Below are 26,225 nucleotides of genomic sequence, written 5' to 3' on the forward strand. Positions count from 1 at the left end.
TCACGACATTGTTTTCGGCAGCCCTGCCGTCCGCGAAAACCCGATTTGACATGGGGGTCACCGCCGCTATACCAATCATTATGTATCCAGTCGGATACAAATTAATGCGGAGCTATATTTTGGACAGTCAATCGCCGGAGATGTCACAGGGAGAGGTCGCATATGCGACGCTGCTGCAAGCCATCCGCAAAGGGCAGTTCCGCCCCGGCGACCGGCTGCGAGAGGTCGAAATCTCCCAGCGTCTGGCCTTGTCCCGCACGCCGATCCGCGAAGCGTTGCGCAAGCTGGAGGCGGATGGCATTGTCGAGCACCGTCCCCGGCTGGGCGCTGTGATCCGCAGCCTGTCCCACGCCGAGGTGGTGGAACTCTACGAGATGCGCCTTGTGCTGGAGCGTACCGCCGCCGAAATGGCGGCGAAGCACGGCACCGGGGCCGAGATTGACGAACTTGGCGACATAAACGCCACCATCGCCTCGGCGTCCGGTCCGGCGCAGGCGGCGGCGCTGAATCAGAAGTTTCACCGCTGCATCTATCTGGCGACCCGCAACCGGTTCCTGCTGGAATCGGCCCGCGCGCTGAACAACGCACTGCTGCTGCTGGGCCCGACAACACTGGTGGACGAGGCGCGCATCGCCACCGTCACCCGCCAGCATCAGGACATCATCGAGGCCATCCGGCTTGGCGACAGCAAGGCCGCTGGCGCGGCCAGCGAGGCCCATTTGCAAACCTCGCTGCGGCATCGGCTGCAGGTGATGCGCGGATGAAGCGCACACTGGCAACCTTCGCGCTTGCCCTCTGCGGCGTCGCAGTGTTCATGTTTTTTGGTCTGCCGCTGCCCTGGCTGCTGGGTCCGATCAGCGCCTGCATGATTGCCGCGCTGGCAGGGATGCCGATGCAGGGAATCCCGGTTCTGAACGCCGCGATGCGGACCATTCTGGGCGTCGCGGTCGGGGCCACCTTTACCACCGCCCTGCTCGCGTCCATGGCGACGATGTGGCCGACGCTGCTGCTGATTCCGGTGATGACCTTCGCGATCGGACTGCTGGGCGTTCCCTATTTCCATCGGATCTGGGGCTATGATTTTGCCACCAGCTATTATGCCGCCATGCCGGGCGGGTTGCAGGACATGATCGTGTTCGGCGAAGAAGCCGGCGCCAATGCCCGCACCCTGTCACTGATCCACGCGACCCGGGTGCTGGTGATTGTCGTCATTCTGCCTGCATTGCTGCATGGCATCTGGGGGGCCGACCTGACCCGACCGCCCGGCGCCCCGGCTGCAAGCATCGCGCCGTCGCAGTTGCTGATCATGCTGGTGTGCGCTTTGGCGGGCTGGCAGGGGGCAAAGTATTCCGGGCTGTTTGGCGCCAACATCCTGGGGCCGCTGATCGCGGCCGCCATCGCATCGCTCGCCGGAGTGTTGCAGCACCGCCCGCCGGCCGAAGCGATCTGGGCCGCACAGTTCTTTATCGGCATGGGTGTCGGGGTGAAATACGCAGGCGTCACGCTGGCCGAAATACGCCGGGATCTGGTTGCCGGCGCCGGGTTCTGCGGCATCCTGATCGTGCTGACGCTCGTGTTTGTAGAGGGCATCTACAGCCTGGGGCTTGCGCCGGGGATGGAAACCCTGCTGGCCTTTGCGCCCGGCGGTCAGGCGGAACTGACGGTTCTGGCGCTGGTGGTGGGGGCGGACATGGCCTTTGTGATTGCCCACCACGTGCTGCGGATCTTCCTGGTGATCCTGGGCGCACCATTGTTTGCGCGGCTGTTCAGAAGGGATTGATCACATGGATCGGCGCGCCGGCGGCATAGGCGTTGACCTGGTCGAAGATGTCGCTGAACTGCAGGTCGAATTCATCTTCGGTCACATAGCCGATGTGGGGCGTCGCGAGCACGTTCGGATGGGTCACAAGCACAGAAGAGGTGTCGACCATCGGCTCGTGGTCGAACACATCCACCGCCGCGTGAATGCGGTTCCGGGCAATCTCGGCCTCAAGCACGCCAGGAGCGATCAGCCCCGCGCGGGAGGTGTTCACCAGCAGGCTGCGCGGCGGCATCGCCGCCAGATCATCTGCGGTGATGATCCCCCTGGTTTCGGGCTTCAGGCGGACATGCAGGCTCACGATGTCGCTGTCGGCAAAAAAGGCGTGGCGGCTGGCGGCCACTGTCGCGCCCTCCGCGGCGGCGCGGGCACGGCCGGCCTCTGACCCCCACCATACGACCCTCATGCCCAGAGCCTGGGCATAGACCGCAACCGCTCCGGCGATCCGGCCATGGCCATAAAGCCCGAGGGTGCGTCCGCGCAGGGTGCGGCCAACGCCCATTTGCCACTGCCCCGCCGACAGCGATGCCGCCTGCTGCGGGATCTGCCGGTAACTCGAGAGGATCAGTGCCAGTGTCATTTCCGCCGCGGCATAAGACGGGGTGTCGCTGTGCATGTTCGAGCAGAGCAGCACCCGGTTCGCGGTGCAGGCGTCGACATCCACATGCGGGTAGACGCTGCGTTGCGAGATCAGCCTGAGGTTCGGCAGACGGTCAAGCAGATCCGCGCCGATCCGGGTGCGTTCCCGGAACAGCACCAGGCATTCGGCCTCTTTGACCCGTGCCGCGAGCCGGGCGGGGTCGGGTTCGTGGTCGGTCCAGACCGTCACGTCATGGTCCGCGAGTTTGGCGAAACACGGCAATGTGCGCAGCGTGTCGAACCAGTCGTCAAGGATGTGCACCTTCATTGGCAGGCCACGCAAGACATCGCGCCGTGCCGCACGGAACGGCCGGCAGGACCGTCCGAGATCATCGATTCAAGCAATCAGCCACCTCCAGTGCGCCGCATCCACGCCCGCAGCATAACGGCCCGGGCCGCCCCGCGTCCATACGGAACACCTCCCCCCGGAGCGTTGGCCACACCGGGTCGGCAGCGGGCAAAAGTTCCACCCTGCATTCGCTGATCGACACCACCGGGCTGGCCGGTTGGACCCCGCTCCGGAAAGCGGGGTGTGCCACCTGGGGTGGTCTGTGAAAATATCTGCAGTAAGATCCGGTTCAGTGCCATTGCCCCCGCTTCGACCAGGGCGGGTCAGGCGCGAAACCAAGGCAGTCCGCAAGAGGAGTTGGCACGCATGAGCACCTACCCTGTAATCTCCACCGGCGCGCATGTGACGCGTCAGGTGCTGTCGGATCACCCGGATCTGATGGTTGTGGCCTTCCGGTTTGAAGAGGCCGGTGCCCAGGGTGCCCTGCACGAACATCCGCATGTGCAATCGACCTATGTGGAAAGCGGCCGGTTCCGGTTTTCCGTGGACGGAAAGGACTTTGACGTGGCCAAAGGCGACAGTTTCGTGGTGCCATCCGGGGCGCGGCATGGCTGTGTTTGCCTTGAACCCGGCTGCCTGGTGGACAGCTTTACCCCCAGGCGGGCCGACTTCCTTTAGCCGGATCCGCCCGGCGCGCGACGAAGACAGGGGAGTCGCGCGCCGGGGCAGACAGGGTCAGCTGAACAGCATGCCGCCGTTGATGTCGAAATTGCTCCCCGTCACAAAAGACGATTCATCGCTTGCCAGGAAATAGACCATGTTGGCGATATCGCACGGCACGCCCTGGCGTTTCAACGGGGTGGCCGCCTCGACGTTCTTGCGCACTTCCGGCTTGGTGAAGATGTTGTGGAAATCGGTGTCGATCATGCCCGGGCAGATGGCGTTCACCCGCACGTTCGGCGCCAGCTCTTTCGCCAGACCGCGGGTCATCGTCATCACCGCGCCTTTGGAGGCGGCATATGCGACCGAACCCGGTCCGCCGCCGTCGCGTCCCGCCTGGCTGGCAAGGTTGACAATCGCGCCGGACTTGAGATGCGGCAGGCAGGCCTTGATCATCAGGAAGGTGCTGGTCAGGTTGAGGTCCAGCACAGATTGCCAATGCGCAAGCGACATGTCCGCGATGGTCTTGCGCGCGATCAGCCCGCCGGTGTTGTTCACCAGGATGTCGATGCCGCCGAATTCCGCCACGGTCTTGGCAACCAGTGCGTCGACGCCTTCCTGGGTGTTCAGGTCGCTCCGAAGCGCAAAGGCTTTGCCGCCTGCGGCGGTGATCTCGTCCACCGTGGCATTGGCGCCGTCGGCACTGGAATAGTAATTGATCGCGACATTGGCGCCTTCGGCCGCAAGCCGGACCGCGCAGGCGCGCCCGATGTCACGTCCGCCGCCGGTGACGATCGCTGTTTTGCCTTGGAGTTTCATCTGTCTTCCTTCCGTTTTTTCTGATTATTCGGATTTTCGGTTCGCCCGGGGATGTGCGCGCCAGCGGCTTCGGGTTCGCAAACCCTTTGGCGCTGGCCGAAGGCATCCATCGCTCAGGTGTTCGCCAGCTTTTTCATCACCACCTTGAAGGTCTTTTCGTCCGGGTCGGTGAAATAGAGGTCGGCGTCGTAGCCCTGGTCATCCATGAAATTGAAGATCCGCTTGGGGTCGCCAAGCCGGTAGGGCACCAGCAGTGTCGCGATGCGATGGCGTGTGGCCGCCGGATACTGCGCGTGCAGGCAGGTGCTGACCGGCAGACCTTCGTAATCCGCGGGATCGACGCCGGGGAACCCGGTTTCCTGGGTGAGATCCGGCTTGCCCGCCTCGGACCAGACAACCTGGCCGTAAAACCCCGCCCGCTCTCCGGTATAGCGGAACGTGGTCTTGCCCAGCTCGTAGGGTGCATTGGCGTGCAACAGCCAGTCCAGCGTCACCGGGGTCTGCGCATCGACCTTGTCAACGATCACGAAATAGCTGCCACGCACAAAATAGACTTCGCGTTCGGCCAGGGTCACTTCGGGCGACAGGCTCTGGTAGGCCGCGGTTGCGTCACCCTTGATATAGATGTGATCTTCGCGCTGTTCCGCCGCGACGATCCTGCCGGTCGAGGCCATCGCCTTGGCCTTGTCCTTGTCGGCATACTGGCCTTTGCCATTGATGAGGATGGCGTTTTTCGACCGGGTCTGGCGGCGCCAGTTCTGGTGCATGGTCGAGTTGAACGCCACGTAGTATCCCGACTGGATCGCCATGTCTTCGCCGAAGGCCGCCATGCAAAAGGCATTCTGGTCGCCGTGGCTGTGGCTGATCGAGCCGAAGGGAGAGGACTTCATCACGAACTGGATGTGGTTGTCCGGATCCGCCATCGCGTGCTGCACCCCGACCCAGCCGATGCCCTTGAACCAGCGCAAGCCGCCTTCGGGCGCCGTTGCCGCGACTTCGGGGAAATCGGTACGGTAGGTCAGTTCGTCAAAGTTGGTGTCCCACCAGCCCCAGTTGTAGAACGCGCTCTCGGTGCCGGGGTTCAGGCGGGCCAGTTCCTCGTGATACCACTGATAGGCGCCGTTGCCGGTCACACCGGCGTATTGCCGCAGATTGATCCCGGTCTTGATGCAGGGCAGATCGCCCTGGGTGCTGTCATCGCCAAAGGTGGCACGCCGGGTGTTCGGCGCCTTGCAGAACAGCGGAAAGTCCCCGGTGTTGCGAAAGAACGGTCGCTTGTAGAGGTCGATGCCGGTGAAGGATTTGATCCGGTTGGCGGCTTCGATCAGATAGGCCATGCCCATCATCCAGTAGTTCGTGCCCTCGGCCCAGCCGCCGTCGCTGTCACCCCAGGGCGAATAGACGGTGGACAGGAACTCGATGCAGTAGTTCAGCCAGTCGCGGGCCTCGTCGTCCTCTTCCTCGCTCAGAAGCGCAATGCAGGCCGGCACCAGCGTCAGCGACACCGAGCGCACGGCATGGCTGTCATAGGGAAACAGGTGGATCTTGGCGTTGATGATTGCGTGTTCGGCGATGTCGCGGGTGCGCTCCAGCAGCGCGGCGCGAACCTTGGCGCGTTCCTCGTCGGTCATCTGGTCGTAGAGCCAGTCATAGCCCCAGGCCAGCGCATTGGTCACCCGGTAGGCCCATTCGTCGGTATAGGCGCGCGAGGTGGTGCCCATCGGATCCCATTCCGCGACCGACAGCAGCCAGTCCTTGGCGCGGGCCAGCATCCCGGGATCTTCGGTCACCTGCCCGCCGATGGCGAGATGACGGATGGCATACATCACTTCCTGCAGGTCGATATAGGTCTGACGCCAGACCGGGGCGGTGCGCTTGTGACCGGGATAGCCTGCGGGTTCGGGCGTGATGTCGCGGTCCATCCAGGGCAGGACGGATTTCTGATAGAAGTTTGACCAGCTGCAATGGTCCGGATCGTCCTTCACCGCCGTGCGGAACGCGCCCAGCCGGTCCGGCGACAACCACAGACGCGGATGCGCGAGGGTCGCGTCGGCATACCGTTTGTCGCGAGCGGGCAGCGGCGTTTCCGGCAGGTCCGCCGTGATCGAAAACGTCCGGGGCCTGCTCCAGCCGGTGGCGGGTTTGCCGGTGACGGGATCGCAGACCGCGTAGGACCAGTGATAATCCCCAGGGGCCAGCACTTCATCCGGGGTAAAGAAGTTCAGCGGGATGCCGGCAAATGTCCGCGTCGTCTTGGCATCAAAGCCCGGATCGCTCGACAGGCGCAGGACATACCGGGCCTCGTCCTCGATGACCGGCAACCAGGTGAATCGCGGCGGGTTCTCGACGGTCCGGGTGTCCGCATCCGGCTGGTACTGGATTGTCAGGCGGCCGGACCTGGGTTCGTCGAGCGGGGGCAGGGTCTGGCGGGTGCGGGTGTCCGTGGACATGGTCAAACATCCTTGCTGGGCGTGAGCGGGCAGAAGTGAGAGGCGCGGCGGCACAACGCCGCGCCTCTCGGCCAGGGTCGGTCAGGAGAAACCGGCCCTAGTTGTACTGGCGCTGGTAGGCCGAGTTCAGGACGGTGATCACGTCCTCGTAACCCATGCGGTTCAGCGTCTTCACGTAATCGTCCCAGTCGGCCTTCACTTCACCCGAGCCCAGAATCCACGCCTGCTGGCGTTCGAGCATGTAGGTGCGCAGCGACGGCCAGTACTTGTCATAGACCTTCTGTTCGTCCTGGTTGAAGGACACGCCCAGGAACTGGTCGATCAGCAGGTCGTTGGCATCGTACAACTCGATGCCTTCGCGGGCGGCCTGCGACGTCCACTGCCATTCGTAGCGGTAATCCTGGAAATAGCCGCGCTGGATCTGTGCGCCTTCCAGATACATCTGGCTGTTCACCGGGCTGTCGCTGTTCAGCACTTCGGGTTTGTAGATCGGCTCGCCGTCCACCAGATCCCAGGTCTTGCCCTCCACGCCAAAGTTGGCAAGGTTGCGGCCCTCGTCGGTGAACCAGAAGTCGAAGTACTTGATCGTCTCGACCGGATTCTCGTTGGTGTAGCTGATGGCCCAGCCGTCCGGCTTGATCGGGATGCGGCGGTGCTCTTCCATCCGCACACCGGCTTCGGACGCCGGCGGCAGGAAGGGAATGAAGTTGAAGCCTGCGACCTTGTCCGCGAGCGCATCGTTGTATCCCGAGGTCGAGGCAAACCAGTCGTGGGTCATGCCGCCAAGGTTTTCCGACAGCAGATAGTCACGCGAGGACGAGCCGCGGGTAAAGATTTCCGGGTCGATCAGACCTTCCTCGTACCACTGCGCCACATTGGACAGCGCGTCGCGGTATGCGTCCTGAGCGTAGGGGTGCACAACGCTGCCCGCATCATTGACGTAGAAGTCATGGTAGGTGTCCGAGCCGGAAGACCGCGCATCCCAGAGCGTGAGCAGGCGGTTCACCTCTTCCCACTGGCGGGCAAAATAGGGGATTTCGTCCTTCAGGCCGTTGCCGTTCGGGTCGTCATTGCGAAAGGCGGTAAGAACGGCGTGCAGCTCGTCGACATTCTGCGGCTGCTCAAGCCCCAGTGCGTCAAGCCAGTCCTGACGGATGTACCAGGCCCGGCCGAATTTGCCATCGGGCAGGTAGGGGATGTAATAATAGTTGCCGTCATAGGCCGAGATCGCCTGCACCAGATCGGGGTTGGCATCCCAGAAGGCCTGGATGTGCGGTGCGTGCTCTTTGACCAGATCGTTGAGCGGCACGAACGCGCCCTCGGGGCCGTACTGGTTCACCGGTTGCTGGATCAGGTGACCGCCGACGATGTCGGGCATGTTGCCCTGTGCGATCAGCAGGTTCATCGCTTCGTTGCTGTCGGTGCTGTTGCGTCCCGCGGTCGCGTCGACCAGAGACACGTTGGTCATTTCGCGCGCGGCTTGTTCGACCGGATAGATCTCGCTCGGCGAGCCGCCGACACCGTAACCCTGAGCGCGGGGCCAGTGCATGTGAATGCTCAGTTCCAGCGGCTTGTCGACAACTTTCAGGTGGCTGTCGGCAAAGGCCGGTGCGGTCAGTGCAGTGGTGGCCAGGATGGCGGTGGTGAGGGTCAGTTTACGCATGGTGTCCTCCCTGTTGCGCATGTTGGTCATTCCTTCACTCCTCCGAGAAGAATGCCCTTGTTGAAGTATTTCTGCAGGAACGGGTAAATCAGCAGGATCGGGATGATCGAGCAGACGATGATCGCGGCGCTGACCGTTTCGAACGAATAGGCCGAGGTCAGAAGGGTGTTGGCGAATTCCTCGTCATCGGACAGTTCGACGATGACATGGCGCAGATAGACCTGAAGCGGGATCTTTTCCTCGTCCTGCAGCAGCACCATCGCCCAGAAGAAGCCGTTCCAGCGCGACACGATGCAGAACAGCGCGACGGTGGCGATGGCCGGTTTGCTCAGCGGCATGTAGACCTTCCAGAGCACCTGGAATTCGTTGGCGCCGTCCATCCGGGCCGCTTCCTCGAACGACTGCGGAATGCCTTCGAAGAAATTGCGCAGCAGGATGATGTTGAAGCCGTTGACCGCAAAGCCGATGATGATGCCGATGTAACTGTCGAGCAGGCCCAGATCCCGCATGTTCAGGAAGAACGGGATCAGACCGGCGTTGAACCACATGGTGAAGGCCACCATCAGGTTCCAGAACCGCCGCCCGTACAGCTGGGAACGCGACAGCGCATAGGCGCCGGGGATGATGAAGGCGAGGCTCATCAGCGTGCCGAAGATCGTGTAGATGAAGGTGTTCTTGTAGCTGATCCAGAACATCGGTTCGGACAGCACCTGCTTGTAGGCCTCGAGGGTAAAGCCCACCGGAGTCAGGATCACGTTGCCGGCCCGGGCCTCGAACCCTGTGCTCATCGACAATGACGCGATGTAGATGAACGGGTACAGGGTCGAGAGGGTGAACAGTGCAAGCAGCACCATGTTCAGGATCACAAAGGCCTTGTCGCCGCGCGAATAGAGATTCATGTTCAGCATTGGTCTGCCTCCTCACCACAGCGATGTGCGCGAATAGCGCTTGGAAATGGTGTTGGCGCTCATCACGAGGACAAAGGCGACAACGGCGTTGAACAGGCCCGCGGCGGCGGCAAGATCGTATTGTCCGCCCTGGATGCCCTGCCGGTAGATGAAGGTGTTGACCACATCCGCCGTCTCGTAGGTGGCAGGCTGATAGAGCAGGATGATCATCTCGAAGCTGATTTCGAGCATGTTGCCGATGCGGATGATCAGCATGATGATGATCGTGGGCAGGATCGACGGCAGGGTGATCTTCCACATCATCTGCCAGCGGCTGGCGCCGTCCACGACCGCGCTTTCATAGAGCGTGGGCGAGATACCGGCGATCGCGGCCAGATAGACGATGGATTGAAAGCCCGCCTCCTGCCAGATGGTGGTGCCGACAAAGATCGGCCGGAACCATTCAGACTTGGTCAGGAAATAGATCGGGTCCAGACCGAACCAGCCCATGATCGTGTTGACGATGCCCGCGCTTGGCGAGAACGCCGTGATGACGATGCCCGCGATGATCACGGACGAGATAAAGTGCGGCAGATAGACGATGGTCTGCGCAGTCTTCTTGAAGGTCTGGTTCAGCACCTCGTTGAACATCAGCGCCAGCAGGATCGGCATGGGAAAGCCGAACAGCAGGCTCAACATGCTGAGGTAGATGGTGTTGCGCAACGCGCGCAGGAACTGGTCGTTTCCGAACAGGGTGTGGAAATGTTCCAGGCCGACCCAGGGGCTGCCCGCGACTCCACGGAACACACTGTAGTCCTTGAACGCGATCTGCAGGCCGTACATCGGCTTGTACAGGAAGACGAGCAGCCAGATGATGGTCGGCAACAGCAGGACATAGAGCTGCCATTCGCGTCTCAGATGGTCGCCGACGCGCTGGATGCGGCCCGAGCGGCGTTGACGCTGCGCTTCGCGCGCCTCGATGACCAGTTCTTCCGTCTGGCCGACGGTTGGATCCAGTTCGGTGGTCATTGCTCGTGCACCTGACCGGGCAGCGCCACACCGGTTTTGGCGTCAAACACGCGGATCAGGTGCGGTTTGATGGTAAAGCCGGAAATGGCCTCCAGTACGCCCCCCTGCCCGACCGTTTCGGTGCGGATGACAAACGGGGCGCCCATCAGGCTGGCGTGGATCAGGGCCTCGGAGCCCAGTGTTTCCACCAGATCGACGTCGATGCCGATGCGCCCGGGGACGGTTTCATCGGCGACGGTGACGAATTCGGGGCGGATGCCCAGGATGACCTCCTGCCCCACCGCGTTCTGCAGCGACGGAACCTTTGCCAGTGGCACGCGCTGACCGTCAAACTCTGCCACCGGGCCCTGATCGCCGGCGACGATCTTTGCCTCGACCATGTTCATCGGCGGTGAACCCAGGAACCCCGCGACAAAGGTGTTCGCCGGGTTCAGGAACAGCTCCATCGGAGAGCCGATCTGTTCGATCCGTCCGTCGTGCATGACGACGATGCGGTCGGCCAGGGTCATCGCCTCGACCTGATCGTGGGTCACATATATGCTGGTTGCGCCCAGGCGTTTGTGCAGGCGCTTGATTTCCGCGCGCATCTGGGTGCGCAGCTTGGCATCCAGATTGGACAGCGGTTCGTCGAACAGGAACACCTTGGGGCGGCGCACGATGGCGCGGCCCATGGCGACCCGCTGGCGCTGGCCGCCGGAAAGATCGGCGGGGCGGCGTTCAAGATAGGGGGTAAGGCCCAGGATGGTGCCGACTTCATCGACCGAAGAGGCGATGACTTCCTTGCTTTCCTTGCGGATCCGCAGGCCGAACGCGATGTTTTCGGCGACGTTCAGATGCGGGTAAAGCGCGTAGTTCTGAAACACCATCGCGACATCGCGATCCTTGGGGGCAACCCGGTTCACCACCCGGTCGTCGATGCTCAGCGTGCCGTCCGAGATTTCCTCGAGCCCGGCAATCATCCGCAGGGTTGTGGACTTGCCACAGCCCGACGGCCCGACGAGAACGACAAACTCCTTGTCCGCGATTTCAAGATCAATGCCATGCACAACCTGCAACGCCCCATACGCCTTGACGATGCCGTCCAATCGAACCCCAGACATGGTGCCCCTCCCTTTGAATTGTCGCATCTGCCCACCAGCCCCCGCCGCCATCCGGCAGCAATCGGAACCGGAGGAGCCTGTCTGCGATTCGCTCTCCCGATCATTCTGGTATACTAGTTTACAAACTGGGATACTAGTATTAATATAACGAAGGTGAGACTCGAAAGCTTCCGCGGGAGGGAACGCATGCGAATTGTCGAAATCAGGGTGACGCCGATTGCCGTGCCGGACGTGCCGCTGGCCAACACCAAGGGGGTGCATCAATCGGTATTTCTGCGCTCTGTCATCGAGCTGCACACGGATTGCGGACGGGTCGGACTTGGGGAAACCTATGGTGCCACACGCACCCTGAATGGGCTGAAGGCCGTGGCCCCCACCCTCGACGGGCTGGACCCGTGGCACCTGAACGATCTGCGGCGCCGGGTTGAGATGGCACTGCCTGATGCCGGCGGCGTCAACGCGCCCACGGCGCTGGCCGACCACCGGGTGGTCGACGTGGTCTACAGCGCCTTCGAGATCGCCTGCCTGGACCTGCAGGGGCAGCAGGCCGGGCGACCGCTGCACGATCTGCTGGGGGGCGCGGTGCGCGACACCGTCTCCTTTGGGGGGTATCTGTTTTTCAAGTTCGCCAAGCGGGACCTGACGTTCGGCCCCGACATTTTGGGCGAGGTCATGACCCCCGATGCGCTGGTCGCGCAGGCGCGCTGGCTGGTTGATGACCACGGCTTCCAATCGCTCAAGCTCAAGGGCGGGGTGCTGGACCCGGATCAGGAAATCGAGACCATGCTGAAGCTGCGCGAGGCCTTTCCGCAGCATCCCCTGCGCATCGACCCGATGGGCGCCTGGACTGTCCCCACCGCCCTGCGGGTGATCGACAAGCTTGCCGGTGTTCTGGAATATCTGGAAGATCCGGTGCGGGGCATGGACGCGATGGCCGAGTTGTCGGCCCGGACCGACATGCCGCTGGCCACCAATCTGGTGGTGGTGGAATTCGAACAGGTGATCGAAGCGGTCAGGAAGGATGCAGTACAGATCGTGTTGTCGGACCCGCACTACTGGCGGGGCGCAACCGGATCGATCCGCTTGGGCGAGATCTGCCGTGCCGCCGGTCTGGGCGTGTCGATGCATTCCAACTCGCATCTTGGCATATCGCTGGCGGCGATGATTCATGTGGCCGCCGCGACACCGGGGCTGAGCTATGACTGCGACACACATTACCCCTGGTCATCGCGGGAAATCGTCAAGGGCGGGCGCCCGGTGTTCGTGGACGGCAGGCTGCAGGTGCCCAAGACCCCCGGGCTGGGCGTCGAATTGGACCGGGAGGCACTGGCCGATCTGAACAGCCTCTACAACCGCGCGATGGTTGCCGACCGTGACGACACCGACGAGATGAAGAAGTACGTTCCGGACTACGTGCGAAAGGTGCCAAGATGGTAAGTTGGATGCGATGCGACCCGTCGGAAGGCTGGCCAGTGCCCGGATATCTGGCTACAATATTTCAGCGTTGGAGTGAGTGAGATGGCAGATACGACACAGAATTGGGATCGGCGGACCGGTGTGGATGTGGTCGCCAATCACCTGTACGAAGAAATCACGTCGCTGCGCCTGCTCCCCGGAACAAAGATATCCGAGGCTGACATCGCGGCCCGTTTCGGAGTGTCGCGTCAACCGGTGCGGGACGCATTCAGCCGCCTTGCAAATCTGGACCTGCTGCTGATCCGTCCGCAAAAGGCGACCGAGGTAAAGCGGTTTTCGATGCGCTCGATCGAAAAGGCCCGTTTTGTCCGCGCCGCGGTGGATTCCGAGGTCCTGCGCCGTGCGTCACGGCTCTGCGATGACAAGGGCGCCAAACAGCTTGAGACCAGCCTTGACCGGCAGCGCGCCCTGCTGACCACCCGGTCCGATCACCGCGCGTTCAACGCGCTTGACTACGAGTTTCACAAGTTGCTGTGTGAAATCGCCGGAGTCGGTTACGCCTTTGACATCATCACCGAGGCAAAGGCCAAGGTCGACCGGCTCTGTGTGCTCGGTCTGTCACAAGAGGACCGGCTGCCCACCCTGATCGACGACCATGAAAAAATCGCGGCCATGGTCATCGCTGGCAAGGCCGAAGAGGCGGTGGAGATCGGCATGCTGCATCTGTCCCGCCTTGATTCAACGATCGAGTCGATCCAGCAGCACAACGCCGCCTATTTCGAGTCCGACGAAGACTAGACGACCCCCGCCGGGCGCCCGTCCTGCGCTTTTGCCACGTTTGCAGCGGATGCGCCGACATTCGCGGCAGCGGACGCGCTGCGCGTTGCACATCAGCACTCTGCGCACCGGAAAACCTGTCCGCGGACGGAATTTTGCCTTCCAAACATTACAATACTAGTATACCAGATTGCAGAACGTGTCGTTTCGGCTGTGCCGACCCGGTCCGCCCGCTGCACCCCACCGGGGCCGCGAGCGCGAAAAAGGGATCAGGGAGCAACCATGAACTTTTGTAAAACTCGGGTAAATCTCGCCGCTTTTGGTGCGGCACTGACGTTTTTGCGACTGCCACATCGCCGACCGAGCAGCGCGACCGGAACATCCATGTCGCGGGTGATCCGGTGTCCGTCACGATGAAGGGCTTTGCCAGCGAAGTCGCGGGCAGGACCGGAGGCAGGATCACCGCCAGGACCTATCCCAACGGCGCTCCGGGCGCTCAGACCGACCACAATGTCGACGGCATGAAAGTCCGCGTCCTGAGCAACAAACGGTCCGTGACGATGGTCGAGGCGACGTGCGGCAACGCCGTTCCGATGGCCTTTGGCGATGTTTCCCAGCCGCTGAGGGCCTAGATGACGCCGCGATCACGCTTTGTCCGCACCATCGAGTCCCGGCTCGAAATCGTCCGCCGCCTCTGCATGAGCATTGCCGCTGTGGCGCTGGACGTGCTGATCGCCGACATCTGTGCCCCAGTGAGGCCACAGTGCCGCTGACCTCTGACCAAAAGGAATTGCACCTTGACCACGGCTGACGCGGGACAACCGCTGTCGCCGGTCCGGGCCATCTTTGACATGGCCTGGCCGATGACCCTGCGGGCGATGATGTTGCACGGGATCGTTGTGATCGACGCCCTGCTGATCGCCGGCCTGGGGGAAGAGGCGCTGGCGGCGATGGGGCTTGCCGGTGCCATCGGCGGGCTGCTTCTGGGTGTTCTGCTGGCGTTTTCGCAGGCCACGCAGATCCTCGTGGCACAGGGCTTTGGCACCGGCCAGCCGGTCGCGCTCAAGACCGGGTTCTGGTGCGGGCTGATCATCAACCTTGGCGCCGCGCTGATCGGGCTGGGCGCGGCGCTGGTGCTTGCGGCGCCGATCATCGACGGCGGCGCGCATACGCCCTGGATCGGATCCGAGGCGAAACGCTATCTGGCGGCCTTCACCCTCGTCGTGCTGGCCGAGGCCGCCGGGCAAAGCCTGTCGGCGCATTTCAACGGCTGCGGCGAGACAAGGCAGCCGTTCTACAGCTATCTTTTCGCGGTCCCGGTCAACATCGTCGTCAGCCTTGTGCTGATCTACGGACTGTTCGGGTTTCCCGCCCTCGGCGTGATGGGCGCCGCCCTGGGCAGCGCGGTTTCCGCCCTGTTCCGCACCTGGTATCTCGCACACCACCTGATGCGGATGAACGGCCGGTCCCTGCGGGTGCCGGGCTGGCTGCATGGCACGCTCTGGTGTGCCCTGCGTCGCCATCTGGCGTTTTCGCTGCCTGTCGCGGCGACCTTTATCAGCGCCCACCTTGCCAACAGCGTCTGCACGCTGATCTATGCCCGCCTCAGCGTCACCGACTTTGCCGCCATGACCCTGATCCAGCCGTGGATTCAGGTGGCGGGCACCTTTGGCATCTGCTGGGCGCAGGCCACCGGCATCCTGGTGGCGCAGTTCCTCGGCCGTGGCGCAAAGGGCGACATTCTGGATCATTTCCTGCGCCAGGCCTGGAGAGGCGCCTTTGTGGCCTCTGCGGTGGTGGCGGCGATCTATCTTGGTGTCTGTCTGGCCTCGGGGTGGATCTACAGCGATCTTCAGCCGCAGACCCGCGCCGCACTGATGTTGTTTCTGCCGACGTTGCTGCTCCTGCCCTTTCCCAAGGGGTCAAACGCAATTTGCGGCAACACCCTGCGCGCGGGCGGCGAAACGATCTATGTGATGCACATCTTTGTCTGGTCGCAGTGGCTGTTCCGGGTGCCGGCGACCGCCGCGCTGGTCTTCATCGGTGCGCCGGTCGGCTGGGTCTTTTCTCTGGCCCTGATGGAGGAACTGGTCAAGTTCCCGCCCTTCCATCTGCGCCTGCTCAAAGGCCGCTGGAAACAGGGCATGAGCTGAACCCGGTCGCAGGCGACCGCCCCCCCCCGGGTGACATGCACGAAGCATGGCGCACCTGCGCGCGGGGCACGGTCGCAGACACCGGTCTTTTTGGCCATTTCCCCGACCGGACATGGCCAACAGCCCATTCTGCAAGCGCTGCCGGCTCGGGCCGAAAAGCGATGAGCCTTGGCACCTTCCCGCAGCCGATGCACCGGTGGATCGGTTTCGACAGAGGTGGCAGGGTGCGGAACGGCCTGCATCGTTCTGCCGGGTTTCGCGGTGCAACAGCCGGTGATCACGGGGCGCGCTCCACCCTATTGCCCATGTATATCAATGGGTTGCGGTTCACTGGCACATGCAACGGACCCCCGGCGGCCCATAGGAGCGGCTGGCGGCATGCTGTGTCCTGTAGGTGTCGGCGCCCGAATTTCAATGCCGTGACCGTTTTGGAGTTTGACAGAACCTCACCTTCCTTTCTACGACTTAGGGCATAAAAACATCGTGTCCGGTCGACAGACGGGATGGCGGCCAATGGCGCGCCGTTCTGCATTCGGCACCGGGCGGCCCGAGCAAAGAGAGCAGCCATGTCCCGCATCACCGCCCATACCGCCTCTGGTCTTTCGAAATCCGTAACCGCCGACAATGCAGATGACCGGTCTCCGGAACCTGATCCCGGGACACCGGACGGTGCCCTGGTGAAGCAGGCGCTGTTTCTGGGCACCAGTCAGGCGGACAGTCTGATCGGCGGCGATGAAAACGACCAGATATTCGGTGACGCGCAGGACGATACCCTGTCCGGCGGGCTGGGGGATGACTTTGTATCGGGCTGGAGCGGCAACGATCTGCTGTATCTCAGCCAGGGGATGGACACACTGTCCGGCGGAACGGGCAGCGACACCCTTTCGGCCTTCGAACTGACCGAAGGCGTGGTGATCACGCTGGACGACAGCGACCCCAACAGCGACGACTATGGCGCGGGCAGCTATGTATCTGGAACGGCCTCGGGGACGTTCACCGGGATCGAGGCGTTGGTGGGCACCGTCTCGGCCGATACTCTGACCGGTGGGCGCGGTGCGGATATCCTGACCGGCGGGCTGGGCGATGACGTGATCCGCGGCGGAGCCGGCGCGGACCGGGTTATCATCGCCGCCGATATACAGTCTGTCACCATCTACCACACCGAAACCGGGGGATACCGGGTTCTTTCGGTCGACGGCGACGATCTGTTTGACGGCATCGAACAGTTTGATTTCATGGTCGGCGATATTCTGACCGCCAGCCTGGATGTCCTGGCGATGGATCTGATCGCAAGGCCCGCCCCGGTCAACGGCAACCTCACCCCGCAGCCGACAATCAGCGGAACCGCAGAAAGCGACACGCTGACCGGCACCGCTGCGGCGGACACCATATCCGGTGACGGTGGCGACGACCTGATCACCGGCGCGGCCAACAATGATTTTCTGATCGGCGGCGCGGGCAACGACCGTCTGGATGGCGGCGGCGGATCGGATTCGCTCTTTGGCGGCCTGGGTGACGACACCCTGCTGCTGAGCACCGGCAGCGACGTGCTGTACGGTGATCTGCCCCTGCCCCTGCCGCCGCAGGACGAGGGCATCGACACGCTGGATGCCACCTCGGCCGAACTTCAGGCCCTGCTCGAAAACGGCCACGACCTGAACGGCAACACGGCCGGGATTCAGGTCACCTTTACCGGGGACGGTGACGGGCTGGTCGAGGCGCCGACCTACGTGATGGTGGACGACGGCACCGGCCCCGTGCCGGAACGGGTCGAAACGCTGGCCAGTCTGCGCGGCATCGAGGTGGTGCTTGGCACCGTCCACGACGACACGCTCACCGGTCACGACGGCTCTGAAACCCTGCGCGGTGGCGCGGGCGACGATCTGCTGACCGCAGGTGCAGGGGATGACCTGCTGGACGGCGGTGCCGGCAACGACACCCTGCGTCTGGGCGAGGGGTTGGACACCGTGCTTGGCGGCGACGGTATCGACCAGATGAGCGGCTCGTTGCTGGAACAGGGGCTGGTGGTCACGGTCACGTCGGGCAACACCGCGGTGGGCAGTTCCGGCAGCTTTGCCACCGGCGACGCCGTCAATACCTTTTCGGGGATCGAAATCTTTGAAGGTTCCTCGCTCGCCGACAGAATGACCGGCGGCGCGGCCAACGAGACGATGATCGGCGGCGCCGGCGACGACACCCTGTCCGGCGGGGCCGGCACCGACGTGGCGGTGATCGGTGCCAGCTTTCTGCAAAGTTCGATCTACCGCACGGAAACCGGACTGCGCATCGTCTCGGACCAGGGCAATGACCTCTACACCGGGTTCGAAACCTTTGCCTTCCGCAATGTGACACTCGGGCTCGCCGACATACTGCAGGTGGCGCTGCCGGATCCGGATGACGGCAGCTTTGTCCCGGTGCCCGACAATTACATCAGCGGCACCAACAGCGACGATACCCTGACCGGGACGGACCTGTTCGACCAGATAGACGGTGCCGGCGGCAACGACCTGATCCGCGGCGACAGTGGCGGGGACGTGCTGATCGGTGGCAGCGGCAATGACACTCTGGACGGACAGGACGGGGCGGACACGCTGTTCGGCGGCCTGGGCAACGACCTGCTGATCCTGAGCCGGGGCGAAGACAGGCTGTTTGGCGATCTGGCGGTGGATGTCGCGGATGCGGGCATCGACACCCTTGATGGCGGAGGCGCCGGGCTTGGCGCGGTTCTGGGGGGCATGGGCCTGCAGATCACCTTCAGCGCCGACGGCGACGGCACGGTGATTGCCAACGGAACCTCCGACCTGTCACCCTTGGCCGACACGATCAGCAGCTTCGAGGGAATCGAGGTCGTGCTCGGCTCGGCCAATGGCGACACCATCACCGGCAATGTCGGCAGCGAAACGCTGCGCGGCGCATCGGGTGACGATGTGCTGAGCGCTGGCGCCGGGGCCGATCTGCTGGACGGTGGTGCGGGCAACGACACGCTGTATGTCGGCTCTGGCGCCGACAGCCTGTTGGGCGGCGCGGGACGCGACATGTTCTCGGGCGCGCAACTGACCGGGCCGCTGACCCTGACCGTGTCCCAGTCCGACCCACAGGCGGGCAGTTATACATTCGGGACCGCGACCGGACTTTTCACCGGGATCGAAGTGTTCGAGGGCTCGGATTTTGGCGACACGCTGACCGGCGGCGCGGGCGCCGACACCTTCCTGGGCGGCCTGGGCAACGACGTCATCGACGGTGGCGCAGGCAGCGACGTGGCGGTGATCGGCGTGGACCTGCTGGACGCGGACATTTACAGCACCGACTCGGGCTTTCGCATCGTCTCGGCGCAGGGCGACGACCGCTATTCCGGGATCGAGACATTCATCTTTGACGACGTATCGCTGGACATCACCGATATCACCCAGATCGCCGCGCCCGAGAACGACTTCAACTCTCCGGGCACCGGTTCGGGCAGCGACACCGTTGACGCCAGTCCGTTGGAGGATGTGCTCGCTCCGGTCGGAGACGCCATCACCAGCCGCAGCGATCCGGCGATTGCTAGCGCGCTGTTCGCCCAGGGCGGCGTCACGCTGGACAGCATCGCATATGTCGGTGCGCCGGACGCGATCGGACTGCTGCCCGGGGGGTATCTCATCACCGACGGCACCACCTCGGTCGGGATCGACAACGGCATCTTCCTGTCCACCGGCGGCGGGCCCGGCTGGCAGAACACGACCGGCAGCTATAGCATCAACAACCGCACCGCCGGCAGCGACCTGCTTGACCAGGCTGCCGCAGAGATCTTTGCCACAGCACCCACCACCAACGACGCCGCCGTCCTGACCTTCACCTTCGAGGGGCACGAACTGGGCGGGCTGTCCACCCTGAGCCTTGATCTGTTCATCGGGTCGGACGAATACCTCGGACCTGTGCAGGGACTGTTCGTCGATTTCACCGCCATCATCGTCAACGGCGTGAACTACGGCCCCTACATCAATGACCCTGACCGGAACCTGGCCACCATAAACGACAGCACCACCACCCCGGGTGCCTATATTAGCAATGCCGACAAGACCTTTGACACCGAATATGACGGCTTTACCGGGCTTCTGACGGTGCTGGCGCCGGTGCAGCAGGGGACGAACACCGTGGTCATCGGCATCGCCGACACCGGCGACAGCGCTTACGATTCCGGCCTGTTTGTCGGCAATCTGGCGGCATCCGATGTTCGCACCTTTGGCAGCTTCGTCAATGTCACCGGCACCAGCCGGGCGGATCAGATCCGACTGGGCACCACGCCGGAGATCGTCGAACTGGCGGGTGGACGCGACACTGTCAGCGGCACGCTGGCCCAGGTCGACAAGGACGTGATCACCGGCTGGGCGGACGACGACAGACTGATCTACACCCAGAGCTTCGACGTTTCGGCACTCCGCATCGAGTCGGATGCGCGCACCGCCGTTCTGACCGTCGATACCGACGGCGATGGCACGGCCGAGGCGGTGACCACTCTTGTCGGTGACTTCAGCCGGGCAGAGTTTGTGGTGACGGCGGTCGATGGCACCGTTCAGGTGGCGACCGTCGGAACCCTGACCGATCCCCCCGTCATCCTCACCGGCTCCGCTGGCGACGAGACGATCACCGGCGGGTCCGCCGGCGATCTGATCAACGGCGGCGACGGCAATGACAGGATTGACGGTGGCGAAGGCAACGACAGGCTGGCGGGCGGCGATGGCAACGACACCGTCCGGGGCGGCTTTGGCAGTGACCAACTGGGCGGCGGGTCGGGGAACGACCTTGTCGACGGCGGCGAAGGCAATGATTCGCTGGGCGGCGGCCTTGGCGACGATGTCATCATTGGCGGCCTGGGCAACGATGTGATCGGCGGCGGCGAGGGCCGGGACAGTGTGCAGGCAGGCGCGGGCGCGGATGCCGTCAGCGGCGGCGCGGACGACGACGTGCTGGACGGGATGTCGGGCAACGACACGGTTGCCGGAAGCTTTGGCAACGACGTTGTCTATGGCGGTGCGGGTGACGATTCGCTGGGTGGCGGCACCGGGCGCGATACACTTTATGCAGGCGAAGGCGACGACACCCTCGGCGGCGGCGAGGGCGACGATGTGCTCTACGGCGTGGCCGGGTCGAACTTCCTGGCTGGCGGTGGCCGCAACGATCTGATCATCGGAGGCACCGGCACCGACAGCATCAATGGCGGCACCGGCAATGACACGCTGTTCGGCGGCGAAGGCAGGGACCTGTTCATCTTCAATGCGCTGCGCGTCGGCGAGATCGACACCATCGACGATTTCACGGTCGGCGAAGATCAGATCCGCCTGACAGGGGTCCAGTCCTTTGCCGCGCTGAACCTGAGCGCGATCGAGATCTACGACGGCGTCGGTGTCGAAATCAGCGTATCGGGCCATATCATCCAGCTCGCCGGCGTCACCGCGACGCAACTGGACGCAGGCGACTTCCTGTTCGGCTGAGACGTCGCGGGGCCGGCTCCGACCGGCCCCGTGCCTGAGCGACACCGCCCCACCCTGCCCTCACTGATCCATGGCGCGGACCTGCGCGCAGCGGTCTGCAAGACCGGTGGCGATGGCAACCGTGAATCTGGCGACACCCGGGAGCCAGTGGCATTGAACCGCGAATCCAACTGGCGAAGCCGGGCATCTAACTTCAATCACTGACCAGGGGGTTCCGGTCGACGGACCGGAGCGCCGCAGGGTTCCAGGCGCGCGGCGCTAACACCACGGCTCCTGTGCCGGGGGTCGTTCCCGAGGCACGCCCGCCGATTTCCGGCGACCAGCCCTGCGAGCTTTCCGGACCATTGCGCCTGATCTGGCCGGTGGGACGGGTTCCGGAGATTGATAAGTTTTTTCTCGTGCCGGCAAAGTTTTTTGGATTGGACGCTGCCCCCGATGCAGGTGTCCGTTGCGGTGGAGCATTTGTCATGCCGAACCCTGGCCGCAGCACTGGAGATTCCCGGACCTTGCCGAAAAACGCCTCGTCTCACACACGGGCATCAGCCCGGCAGCGACGCCTTGAGTTGCGGCATGCCGATGAGGTGCCGGTCGAGGATGCTCTGGGCGCGGTCTTCGTCATGATCCCTCAATGCCGCAACAAGCGCCCGGTGTTCGCGGACGATCACGTCATTCTGACCGATCCCGAGCTTCAGCGACATCATGGCGACCCGGGTCAGGTTGGCCTGCAAATTGTCAAACACCTGCACCAGAACGCTGTTGCCAGAGGCCGCGACAATCGCCTGGTGAAATCGCCTGTTGATCTCGACACTGGCCAGAAGGTCGTCATCGGGCAACGCGGTCTGCGCGTCACACAGCATGTTCAACTCGTCCGGAACCGGACGGCGGTCGCGGCAGATGCGCCTGACTGCGCGGCTTTCGATCATGTGGCGGACTTCGCAAAGATCCTCGAACTCGGCTGCGGACAGCAGTTTGACCATCGCGCCCCGTCGCGGATGCAATTCCAGATAGCCCTCGGCGGCAAGCCTGCTCAGGGCCTCGCGGACCGGCGAGCGGGACACCCCGGTCAGCTCACAGGCGATCGCCTCTTCGATAAAGCGGCCGGGGGCGAAGGTGCCGCTGAGTATGCCGGTGCGAATCCCGTCATAAGCACGTTCGCGCGCGGTCACCCCGGTTGCGGTGTCCGCAGCCGAGGCCGGTTGGGTCCCGCTGTCGTCGGGAATTTTCTTGTCATGTCTATACATTCATCACCTCGCCGGGAAATCGACACCGCACATAGCCCCGAGATAGCTTTCTTCTGGACAGACGCGACGTATTCTTCTTGTATACTTCAGGAACACACGAAAGAGGCAACCGGGAAATGATGGACGGATCGCAGAAAATCGGAGGGGACGGCGTCTGGCGGGTCGGAGTCGATTCCGGCGGCACATTCACCGACGTCTGCATGTTCAACCAGAACACGGGCCGGATCGCCGTCTGGAAAGTCTCTTCGACCCCGGACGATCCGTCCCGCGGCATCGCACAGGGCGTCGAGGAAGGCATGGACGCCTGCGGCGCCGACAATGCGGCCGCGGCCATCTCGTATCTGGGGCACGGCACGACCGTCGCGACAAACGCCCTGATCACCCAGCGTGGTGCACGGGTGGGGCTGCTCACCACGGAAGGTTTCCGCGACCTGCTGGAAATCGGCCGCCAGAAACGGCCGGACCTCTATGACCTCTTCGCCAGCAAGCCACCGACCCTGGTACCGCGCGCCCTGCGGTTCGAACTTCCCGAACGCATTCTTCAGGATGGCGAAATTGCCCGACCGCTGGACGAGGACGCCGTCCGCTCCGCAGCCCGCGCCCTGAAAGCGGCCGGGGTCGAGGCGGTCGCAATCTGTTTCCTCTATGCCTTTGTCAATCCGGTGCACGAACAGCAGGCGCGGCGCATCGTCGAACAGGAACTGCCCGACGCCTTTATCTGTGCCAGCCATGAAATTGCGCCGGAGTTCCGCGAATTCGAGCGGCTTTCGACGGCGACGGTCAACGCCTATCTGGGTCCGATCATGCACCGGTATATCAGCCGTCTGACGCCGCGACTGCAGGACCTCGGCCTGCCGGTGCCTCCGCATCTGACCCAGTCGAACGGCGGTGTCGTACGGTTCGAGGTGGCGGCGCAGACCCCGGTGAGGGCCGTGCTCTCGGGGCCGTCCACCGGTGTGGTTGCCGCCCAGGCCATCGGCGCACAGGCCGGATACCCAGATATCATCACCTTTGACATGGGCGGCACCTCGTCCGACGTGGCGCTGATGGCGCAGGGCCGTACAGCGCAGGTGAACGAAGCCACCGTGCACGGCTACCCGATCAAGGCGCCGATGCTGGACATCCATACCGTCGGCGCCGGTGGCGGCTCGATCGCCTCGATCGATTCCGGCGGCCTGCTCAAGGTCGGACCGGAAAGCGCCGGCGCCGATCCCGGGCCGGTCTGCTACGGGCGCGGTGCGAGCGAACCCACCGTGACCGACGCCAACATCGTGTTGCAGGTGCTGAACCCCACGCACCTTCTGGACGGGCGGATGGAGGTCCGGCGCGATCTGGCCGTCGCGGCGATCAGCGCCATGGCCGAACGTCTGGGCATGGACGTGATGGACACGGCGCAGGGCATCATCTCGGTGGTGACCGCCAACATGGCCAAGGCGATCCGGGTGATCTCGGTCCAGCGGGGGCATGACCCGCGCGGCTACGCGCTGATGGCCTTTGGCGGCGCCGGGCCGCTGCACGCCGTGCGGCTGGCGCAGGAATTGGGGATGGCGCGGGTGATCATCCCGCGCAACCCCGGCATCCTCTGTGCGATGGGACTGCTGTTGACGGACCTGCGCGCTGATTTTTCGACCACAAGGCTGATCCCGCTGCAGGACAGCGAACTCTCCGCGATCAGCGATGCGGTCGCGCATGTCGGCGCCGAAGCGGCGAAATGGTTCGAAAGCGAGGGGCTTCCCGAGGATCAGCGGCGCAGCAACCGCAGGGTCGATTTGCGGTACGAAGGGCAGAACTACGAACTGTCGATCGCCGTGCCCGACGGCGCGATCACCGCCGACACGATTGTCAGGCTCAAGCAGGGCTTTGCCGCCGCGCACGAGCGCATGTACGGCTTCGCGGTGCCCGAGGAACGCATCCTGTGCGTGACCTTCCGCGCCGAGGCGCTGGGGCTGGTGCAAAAGGCCGAGCTGCCTGTGCGGCCGCTGGGGGGCGCCGATGCGTCGGGCGCCGTCGCCGGCAGCCGCGCGGTCTGGTTTCCCGAAACCCGTGCCTTCACCGACAGCACGCTGTACGCCCGCGACCGCCTTGCGCCGGGCATGGTGTTTGCCGGCCCGGCGATCGTCGAGCAGATGGACACCACAACCCTTGTGCCCCCGGGCGTGACCGTCCGCGTGGACGAGATCGACAACCTCGTGCTGGAGCTTTCCGATGTCAGATAACGCCACACCCGCGCTGGACCCGATCACGGTCGAAGTCATCGGCGCCGCCCTCTCCTCCATCGTCGAGGAAACCGGAGAGGCCCTGGTGCGGGCCTCGTATTCCACCAACATCAAGGAACGCCGCGACTGCTCGACCGCGCTGTTCGACCGCCAGGGACGCACGCTGTGCCAGGCCGAACATATCCCGGTGCATCTGGGCAGTTTTCTGGATTTCATCCCGATGCTGCTGGCCGATCACGATCCCGCCGACATGCGTCCCGGCGACGTGTTCATCGGCAATGACGCCTATCGCGGCGGCGGCACCCACCTGCCCGACATCGTGCTGGCCGAGCCGATCTTCATTGAGGGCGCGCTGGTCGCCTGGACGGTCAACCTGGCGCACCACTCGGATTTCGTCGACCGCGCCCATGCCCATATCTATCAGGAAGGCCTGAGGATTCCGCCGATCCGGCTGTACCGCGAAGGGGTGCTGCAAAAGGACGTGCAGGAGCTCATCCTGCTCAACTGCCAGGTGCCGCGCGAACGACTGTCCGACCTGCGCGCGCAGATGGCGGCGAACCGTGTCGGTGTGCAACGGTTTCAGGAACTCTGCGCCCGCCACGGGCTGGACACCGTGCTCGCTTCGGGCGAGGCGTTGCTGGAATATGCCGAACGCAAGATGCGGGCCGGGATCGCGGCGCTGCCGGATGGGTGCTGGCGCTTTGACGATGTCTTTGACACGCTGGATTTTGACGAAACCATTCCATTGTCGGTCACGGTGACGATTTCGGGCAGTGACATCACGCTGGCCTTCGACGCACCGCCGCAGGTGCGCTCGGGCATCAACATGACCCGCACGGCGCTGCTGGCCACGGTCTATTACATCGTGAAATCCGTGGTCGATCCAACCGTGCTGCCCAATGCCGGGCTGGCCCGTCCGATCACCGTCACGGCACCACAGGGCTCGATCCTGAGCTGTGTGCATCCAGCGGCGGTCAACGGCCGGGTGCAGACCTGCCAGCGGGTCGCCGACCTGATCCTGGGTGCCATCGCGCAGGCCGTGCCCGAACGGGTGTCGGCCTGCACCAATTCGACCTGCACCGTGGCGCTGTTCTCCGGCACCCGGCAAAGCGGCCCGGACAAGGGCACCTATTGGGTCTACCTTGAAACCATAGGCGGCGGCGGCGGCGCGCGCCCCGACGCCGACGGGCTGGACGGAATCCACGTACACGCCACAAACACATCCAACTTGCCGGTCGAGGCTCTTGAGGTGGAATATCCGCTGATCCTCGAGCGTTATGAACTGGTCGACGGCTCGGCCGGCACGGGCAGGCACCGGGGCGGCATGGGCCTGCGCCGGGTCTACCGTGCGACCGAGGATTGCATGGTCCGCGTCGACATCTCGCGCAACCTCTCCCGCTCCTGGGGTCTTCAGGGCGGCGGGCCGGGCGGGCACGGTGGCTATGTCACCGGTGCCGAAACTCCGGCATTCGACCGCGGCCAGGGCGTGCTGCGCGCCGGAGAATGGCTCGAGGTCATCACCCCCGGCGGTGGCGGCTACGGCCTGGCCGCCGCCGATGAAACCTATGCCGACATGGTGGCCGCAGAATAGAGGCA

Annotated in this window: 19 protein-coding genes; 11 read left to right on the forward strand and 8 right to left on the reverse strand. The window is 63.8% G+C overall.

The genetic code is table 11. From position 1 onward, the window contains the following. Positions 1-140 precede the first annotated feature (140 nt). Positions 141-764, forward strand: coding sequence for a GntR family transcriptional regulator (locus FOY53_RS12580; RefSeq protein ID WP_246107381.1), 624 nt, complete (start codon positions 141-143; stop codon positions 762-764). Next, a complete protein-coding gene (locus tag FOY53_RS12585; protein ID WP_146589341.1) occupies positions 761-1,780 on the forward strand; it encodes an AbrB family transcriptional regulator in 1,020 nt (339 codons plus the stop codon). The genes FOY53_RS12580 and FOY53_RS12585 overlap by 4 nt, the downstream gene beginning before the upstream one ends. Here the strand turns inward: FOY53_RS12585 and FOY53_RS12590 are convergent. Next, on the reverse strand, positions 1,767-2,726 hold the full coding sequence (locus FOY53_RS12590; RefSeq protein WP_146589343.1) for a D-2-hydroxyacid dehydrogenase family protein: 960 nt from the start codon (positions 2,724-2,726) through the stop codon (positions 1,767-1,769). The genes FOY53_RS12585 and FOY53_RS12590 overlap by 14 nt on opposite strands. A gap of 387 nt (positions 2,727-3,113) precedes the next feature. Between FOY53_RS12590 and FOY53_RS12595 the strand changes: the two genes are divergently transcribed. Continuing rightward, positions 3,114-3,425 (forward strand): cupin domain-containing protein, encoded by a 312-nt coding sequence (locus FOY53_RS12595; protein WP_146589345.1) that lies wholly within the window; start codon positions 3,114-3,116, stop codon positions 3,423-3,425. Between the two features lie 57 nt (positions 3,426-3,482). Here the strand turns inward: FOY53_RS12595 and FOY53_RS12600 are convergent, their stop codons facing one another. The 6 genes from FOY53_RS12600 to FOY53_RS12625 form a co-directional block, all read right to left on the reverse strand. Further along, positions 3,483-4,226 carry an SDR family NAD(P)-dependent oxidoreductase gene (locus tag FOY53_RS12600; protein ID WP_146589347.1) on the reverse strand — a complete coding sequence of 248 codons (744 nt, stop codon included), beginning with the start codon at positions 4,224-4,226 and terminating at the stop codon, positions 3,483-3,485. A 113-nt stretch (positions 4,227-4,339) separates the two neighbouring features. Next, positions 4,340-6,676 (reverse strand): heparinase II/III domain-containing protein, encoded by a 2,337-nt coding sequence (locus tag FOY53_RS12605; protein ID WP_146589349.1) that lies wholly within the window; start codon positions 6,674-6,676, stop codon positions 4,340-4,342. A gap of 97 nt (positions 6,677-6,773) precedes the next feature. Next, the gene (locus FOY53_RS12610) at positions 6,774-8,339 is read right to left on the reverse strand and encodes an extracellular solute-binding protein (RefSeq protein ID WP_186766595.1); all 1,566 of its coding nucleotides are present in this window, start codon (positions 8,337-8,339) and stop codon (positions 6,774-6,776) included. Between the two features lie 26 nt (positions 8,340-8,365). Beyond that, positions 8,366-9,247, reverse strand: a complete 882-nt coding sequence (locus FOY53_RS12615) for a carbohydrate ABC transporter permease (RefSeq protein WP_146589351.1) — start codon at positions 9,245-9,247, stop codon at positions 8,366-8,368. 12 nt (positions 9,248-9,259) lie between these two features. Further along, a complete protein-coding gene (locus FOY53_RS12620) occupies positions 9,260-10,255 on the reverse strand; it encodes an ABC transporter permease (RefSeq protein ID WP_146589353.1) in 996 nt (331 codons plus the stop codon). Next, positions 10,252-11,355 carry an ABC transporter ATP-binding protein gene (locus tag FOY53_RS12625; protein ID WP_146589356.1) on the reverse strand — a complete coding sequence of 368 codons (1,104 nt, stop codon included), beginning with the start codon at positions 11,353-11,355 and terminating at the stop codon, positions 10,252-10,254. Before FOY53_RS12625 ends, FOY53_RS12620 begins: the two co-directional genes overlap by 4 nt. Positions 11,356-11,541: 186 nt before the next feature. Here FOY53_RS12625 and FOY53_RS12630 point away from each other — a divergent pair, with 186 nt between their 5' ends. The 6 genes from FOY53_RS12630 (at position 11,542) to FOY53_RS23975 (ending at position 21,172) form a co-directional block, all read left to right on the forward strand. Next, positions 11,542-12,792, forward strand: a complete 1,251-nt coding sequence (locus FOY53_RS12630; protein WP_146589358.1) for an enolase C-terminal domain-like protein — start codon at positions 11,542-11,544, stop codon at positions 12,790-12,792. 81 nt (positions 12,793-12,873) lie between these two features. Beyond that, the gene (locus FOY53_RS12635; RefSeq protein WP_146589361.1) at positions 12,874-13,569 is read left to right on the forward strand and encodes a GntR family transcriptional regulator; all 696 of its coding nucleotides are present in this window, start codon (positions 12,874-12,876) and stop codon (positions 13,567-13,569) included. Positions 13,570-13,949: 380 nt separating this feature from the next. Continuing rightward, positions 13,950-14,180 carry a hypothetical protein gene (locus FOY53_RS12640; RefSeq protein ID WP_146589363.1) on the forward strand — a complete coding sequence of 77 codons (231 nt, stop codon included), beginning with the start codon at positions 13,950-13,952 and terminating at the stop codon, positions 14,178-14,180. Then, positions 14,181-14,321 (forward strand): hypothetical protein, encoded by a 141-nt coding sequence (locus FOY53_RS23090; protein ID WP_186766596.1) that lies wholly within the window; start codon positions 14,181-14,183, stop codon positions 14,319-14,321. A 24-nt stretch (positions 14,322-14,345) separates the two neighbouring features. Beyond that, entirely contained in the window at positions 14,346-15,701 is a 1,356-nt protein-coding gene (locus FOY53_RS12645) for an MATE family efflux transporter (protein ID WP_146589365.1), read from the forward strand. A 566-nt stretch (positions 15,702-16,267) separates the two neighbouring features. Next, on the forward strand, positions 16,268-21,172 hold the full coding sequence (locus FOY53_RS23975) for a beta strand repeat-containing protein (RefSeq protein WP_281289567.1): 4,905 nt from the start codon (positions 16,268-16,270) through the stop codon (positions 21,170-21,172). 539 nt (positions 21,173-21,711) lie between these two features. On the opposite strand, the gene FOY53_RS12655 is transcribed toward FOY53_RS23975, so the two are convergent. Continuing rightward, on the reverse strand, positions 21,712-22,413 hold the full coding sequence (locus tag FOY53_RS12655) for a GntR family transcriptional regulator (RefSeq protein ID WP_146589369.1): 702 nt from the start codon (positions 22,411-22,413) through the stop codon (positions 21,712-21,714). 119 nt (positions 22,414-22,532) lie between these two features. Between FOY53_RS12655 and FOY53_RS12660 the strand changes: the two genes are divergently transcribed. Together FOY53_RS12660 and FOY53_RS12665 are read left to right on the forward strand one after the other, a co-directional pair. Beyond that, positions 22,533-24,629: a hydantoinase/oxoprolinase family protein gene (locus tag FOY53_RS12660; RefSeq protein ID WP_246107382.1), complete on the forward strand. Its 2,097-nt coding sequence runs from the start codon at positions 22,533-22,535 to the stop codon at positions 24,627-24,629. Beyond that, entirely contained in the window at positions 24,619-26,220 is a 1,602-nt protein-coding gene (locus FOY53_RS12665; protein ID WP_146589373.1) for a hydantoinase B/oxoprolinase family protein, read from the forward strand. The genes FOY53_RS12660 and FOY53_RS12665 overlap by 11 nt, the downstream gene beginning before the upstream one ends. Positions 26,221-26,225 lie beyond the last annotated feature (5 nt).

The organism is Puniceibacterium confluentis, from assembly GCF_007923445.1.
Classification (GTDB): domain Bacteria; phylum Pseudomonadota; class Alphaproteobacteria; order Rhodobacterales; family Rhodobacteraceae; genus Puniceibacterium; species Puniceibacterium confluentis.

Bases quoted from the DNA above. Each gene is read 5' to 3' on its own strand.
- FOY53_RS12580 (WP_246107381.1), top strand. From the start codon at position 141: ATGTCACAGGGAGAGGTCGCATATGCGACGCTGCTGCAAGCCATCCGC.
- FOY53_RS12585 (WP_146589341.1), top strand. From the start codon at position 761: ATGAAGCGCACACTGGCAACCTTCGCGCTTGCCCTCTGCGGCGTCGCA.
- FOY53_RS12590 (WP_146589343.1), bottom strand. From the start codon at position 2,726: ATGAAGGTGCACATCCTTGACGACTGGTTCGACACGCTGCGCACATTG.
- FOY53_RS12595 (WP_146589345.1), top strand. From the start codon at position 3,114: ATGAGCACCTACCCTGTAATCTCCACCGGCGCGCATGTGACGCGTCAG.
- FOY53_RS12600 (WP_146589347.1), bottom strand. From the start codon at position 4,226: ATGAAACTCCAAGGCAAAACAGCGATCGTCACCGGCGGCGGACGTGAC.
- FOY53_RS12605 (WP_146589349.1), bottom strand. From the start codon at position 6,676: ATGTCCACGGACACCCGCACCCGCCAGACCCTGCCCCCGCTCGACGAA.
- FOY53_RS12610 (WP_186766595.1), bottom strand. From the start codon at position 8,339: ATGCGTAAACTGACCCTCACCACCGCCATCCTGGCCACCACTGCACTG.
- FOY53_RS12615 (WP_146589351.1), bottom strand. From the start codon at position 9,247: ATGCTGAACATGAATCTCTATTCGCGCGGCGACAAGGCCTTTGTGATC.
- FOY53_RS12620 (WP_146589353.1), bottom strand. From the start codon at position 10,255: ATGACCACCGAACTGGATCCAACCGTCGGCCAGACGGAAGAACTGGTC.
- FOY53_RS12625 (WP_146589356.1), bottom strand. From the start codon at position 11,355: ATGTCTGGGGTTCGATTGGACGGCATCGTCAAGGCGTATGGGGCGTTG.
- FOY53_RS12630 (WP_146589358.1), top strand. From the start codon at position 11,542: ATGCGAATTGTCGAAATCAGGGTGACGCCGATTGCCGTGCCGGACGTG.
- FOY53_RS12635 (WP_146589361.1), top strand. From the start codon at position 12,874: ATGGCAGATACGACACAGAATTGGGATCGGCGGACCGGTGTGGATGTG.
- FOY53_RS23090 (WP_186766596.1), top strand. From the start codon at position 14,181: ATGACGCCGCGATCACGCTTTGTCCGCACCATCGAGTCCCGGCTCGAA.
- FOY53_RS23975 (WP_281289567.1), top strand. From the start codon at position 16,268: ATGTCCCGCATCACCGCCCATACCGCCTCTGGTCTTTCGAAATCCGTA.
- FOY53_RS12655 (WP_146589369.1), bottom strand. From the start codon at position 22,413: ATGTATAGACATGACAAGAAAATTCCCGACGACAGCGGGACCCAACCG.
- FOY53_RS12660 (WP_246107382.1), top strand. From the start codon at position 22,533: ATGGACGGATCGCAGAAAATCGGAGGGGACGGCGTCTGGCGGGTCGGA.
- FOY53_RS12665 (WP_146589373.1), top strand. From the start codon at position 24,619: ATGTCAGATAACGCCACACCCGCGCTGGACCCGATCACGGTCGAAGTC.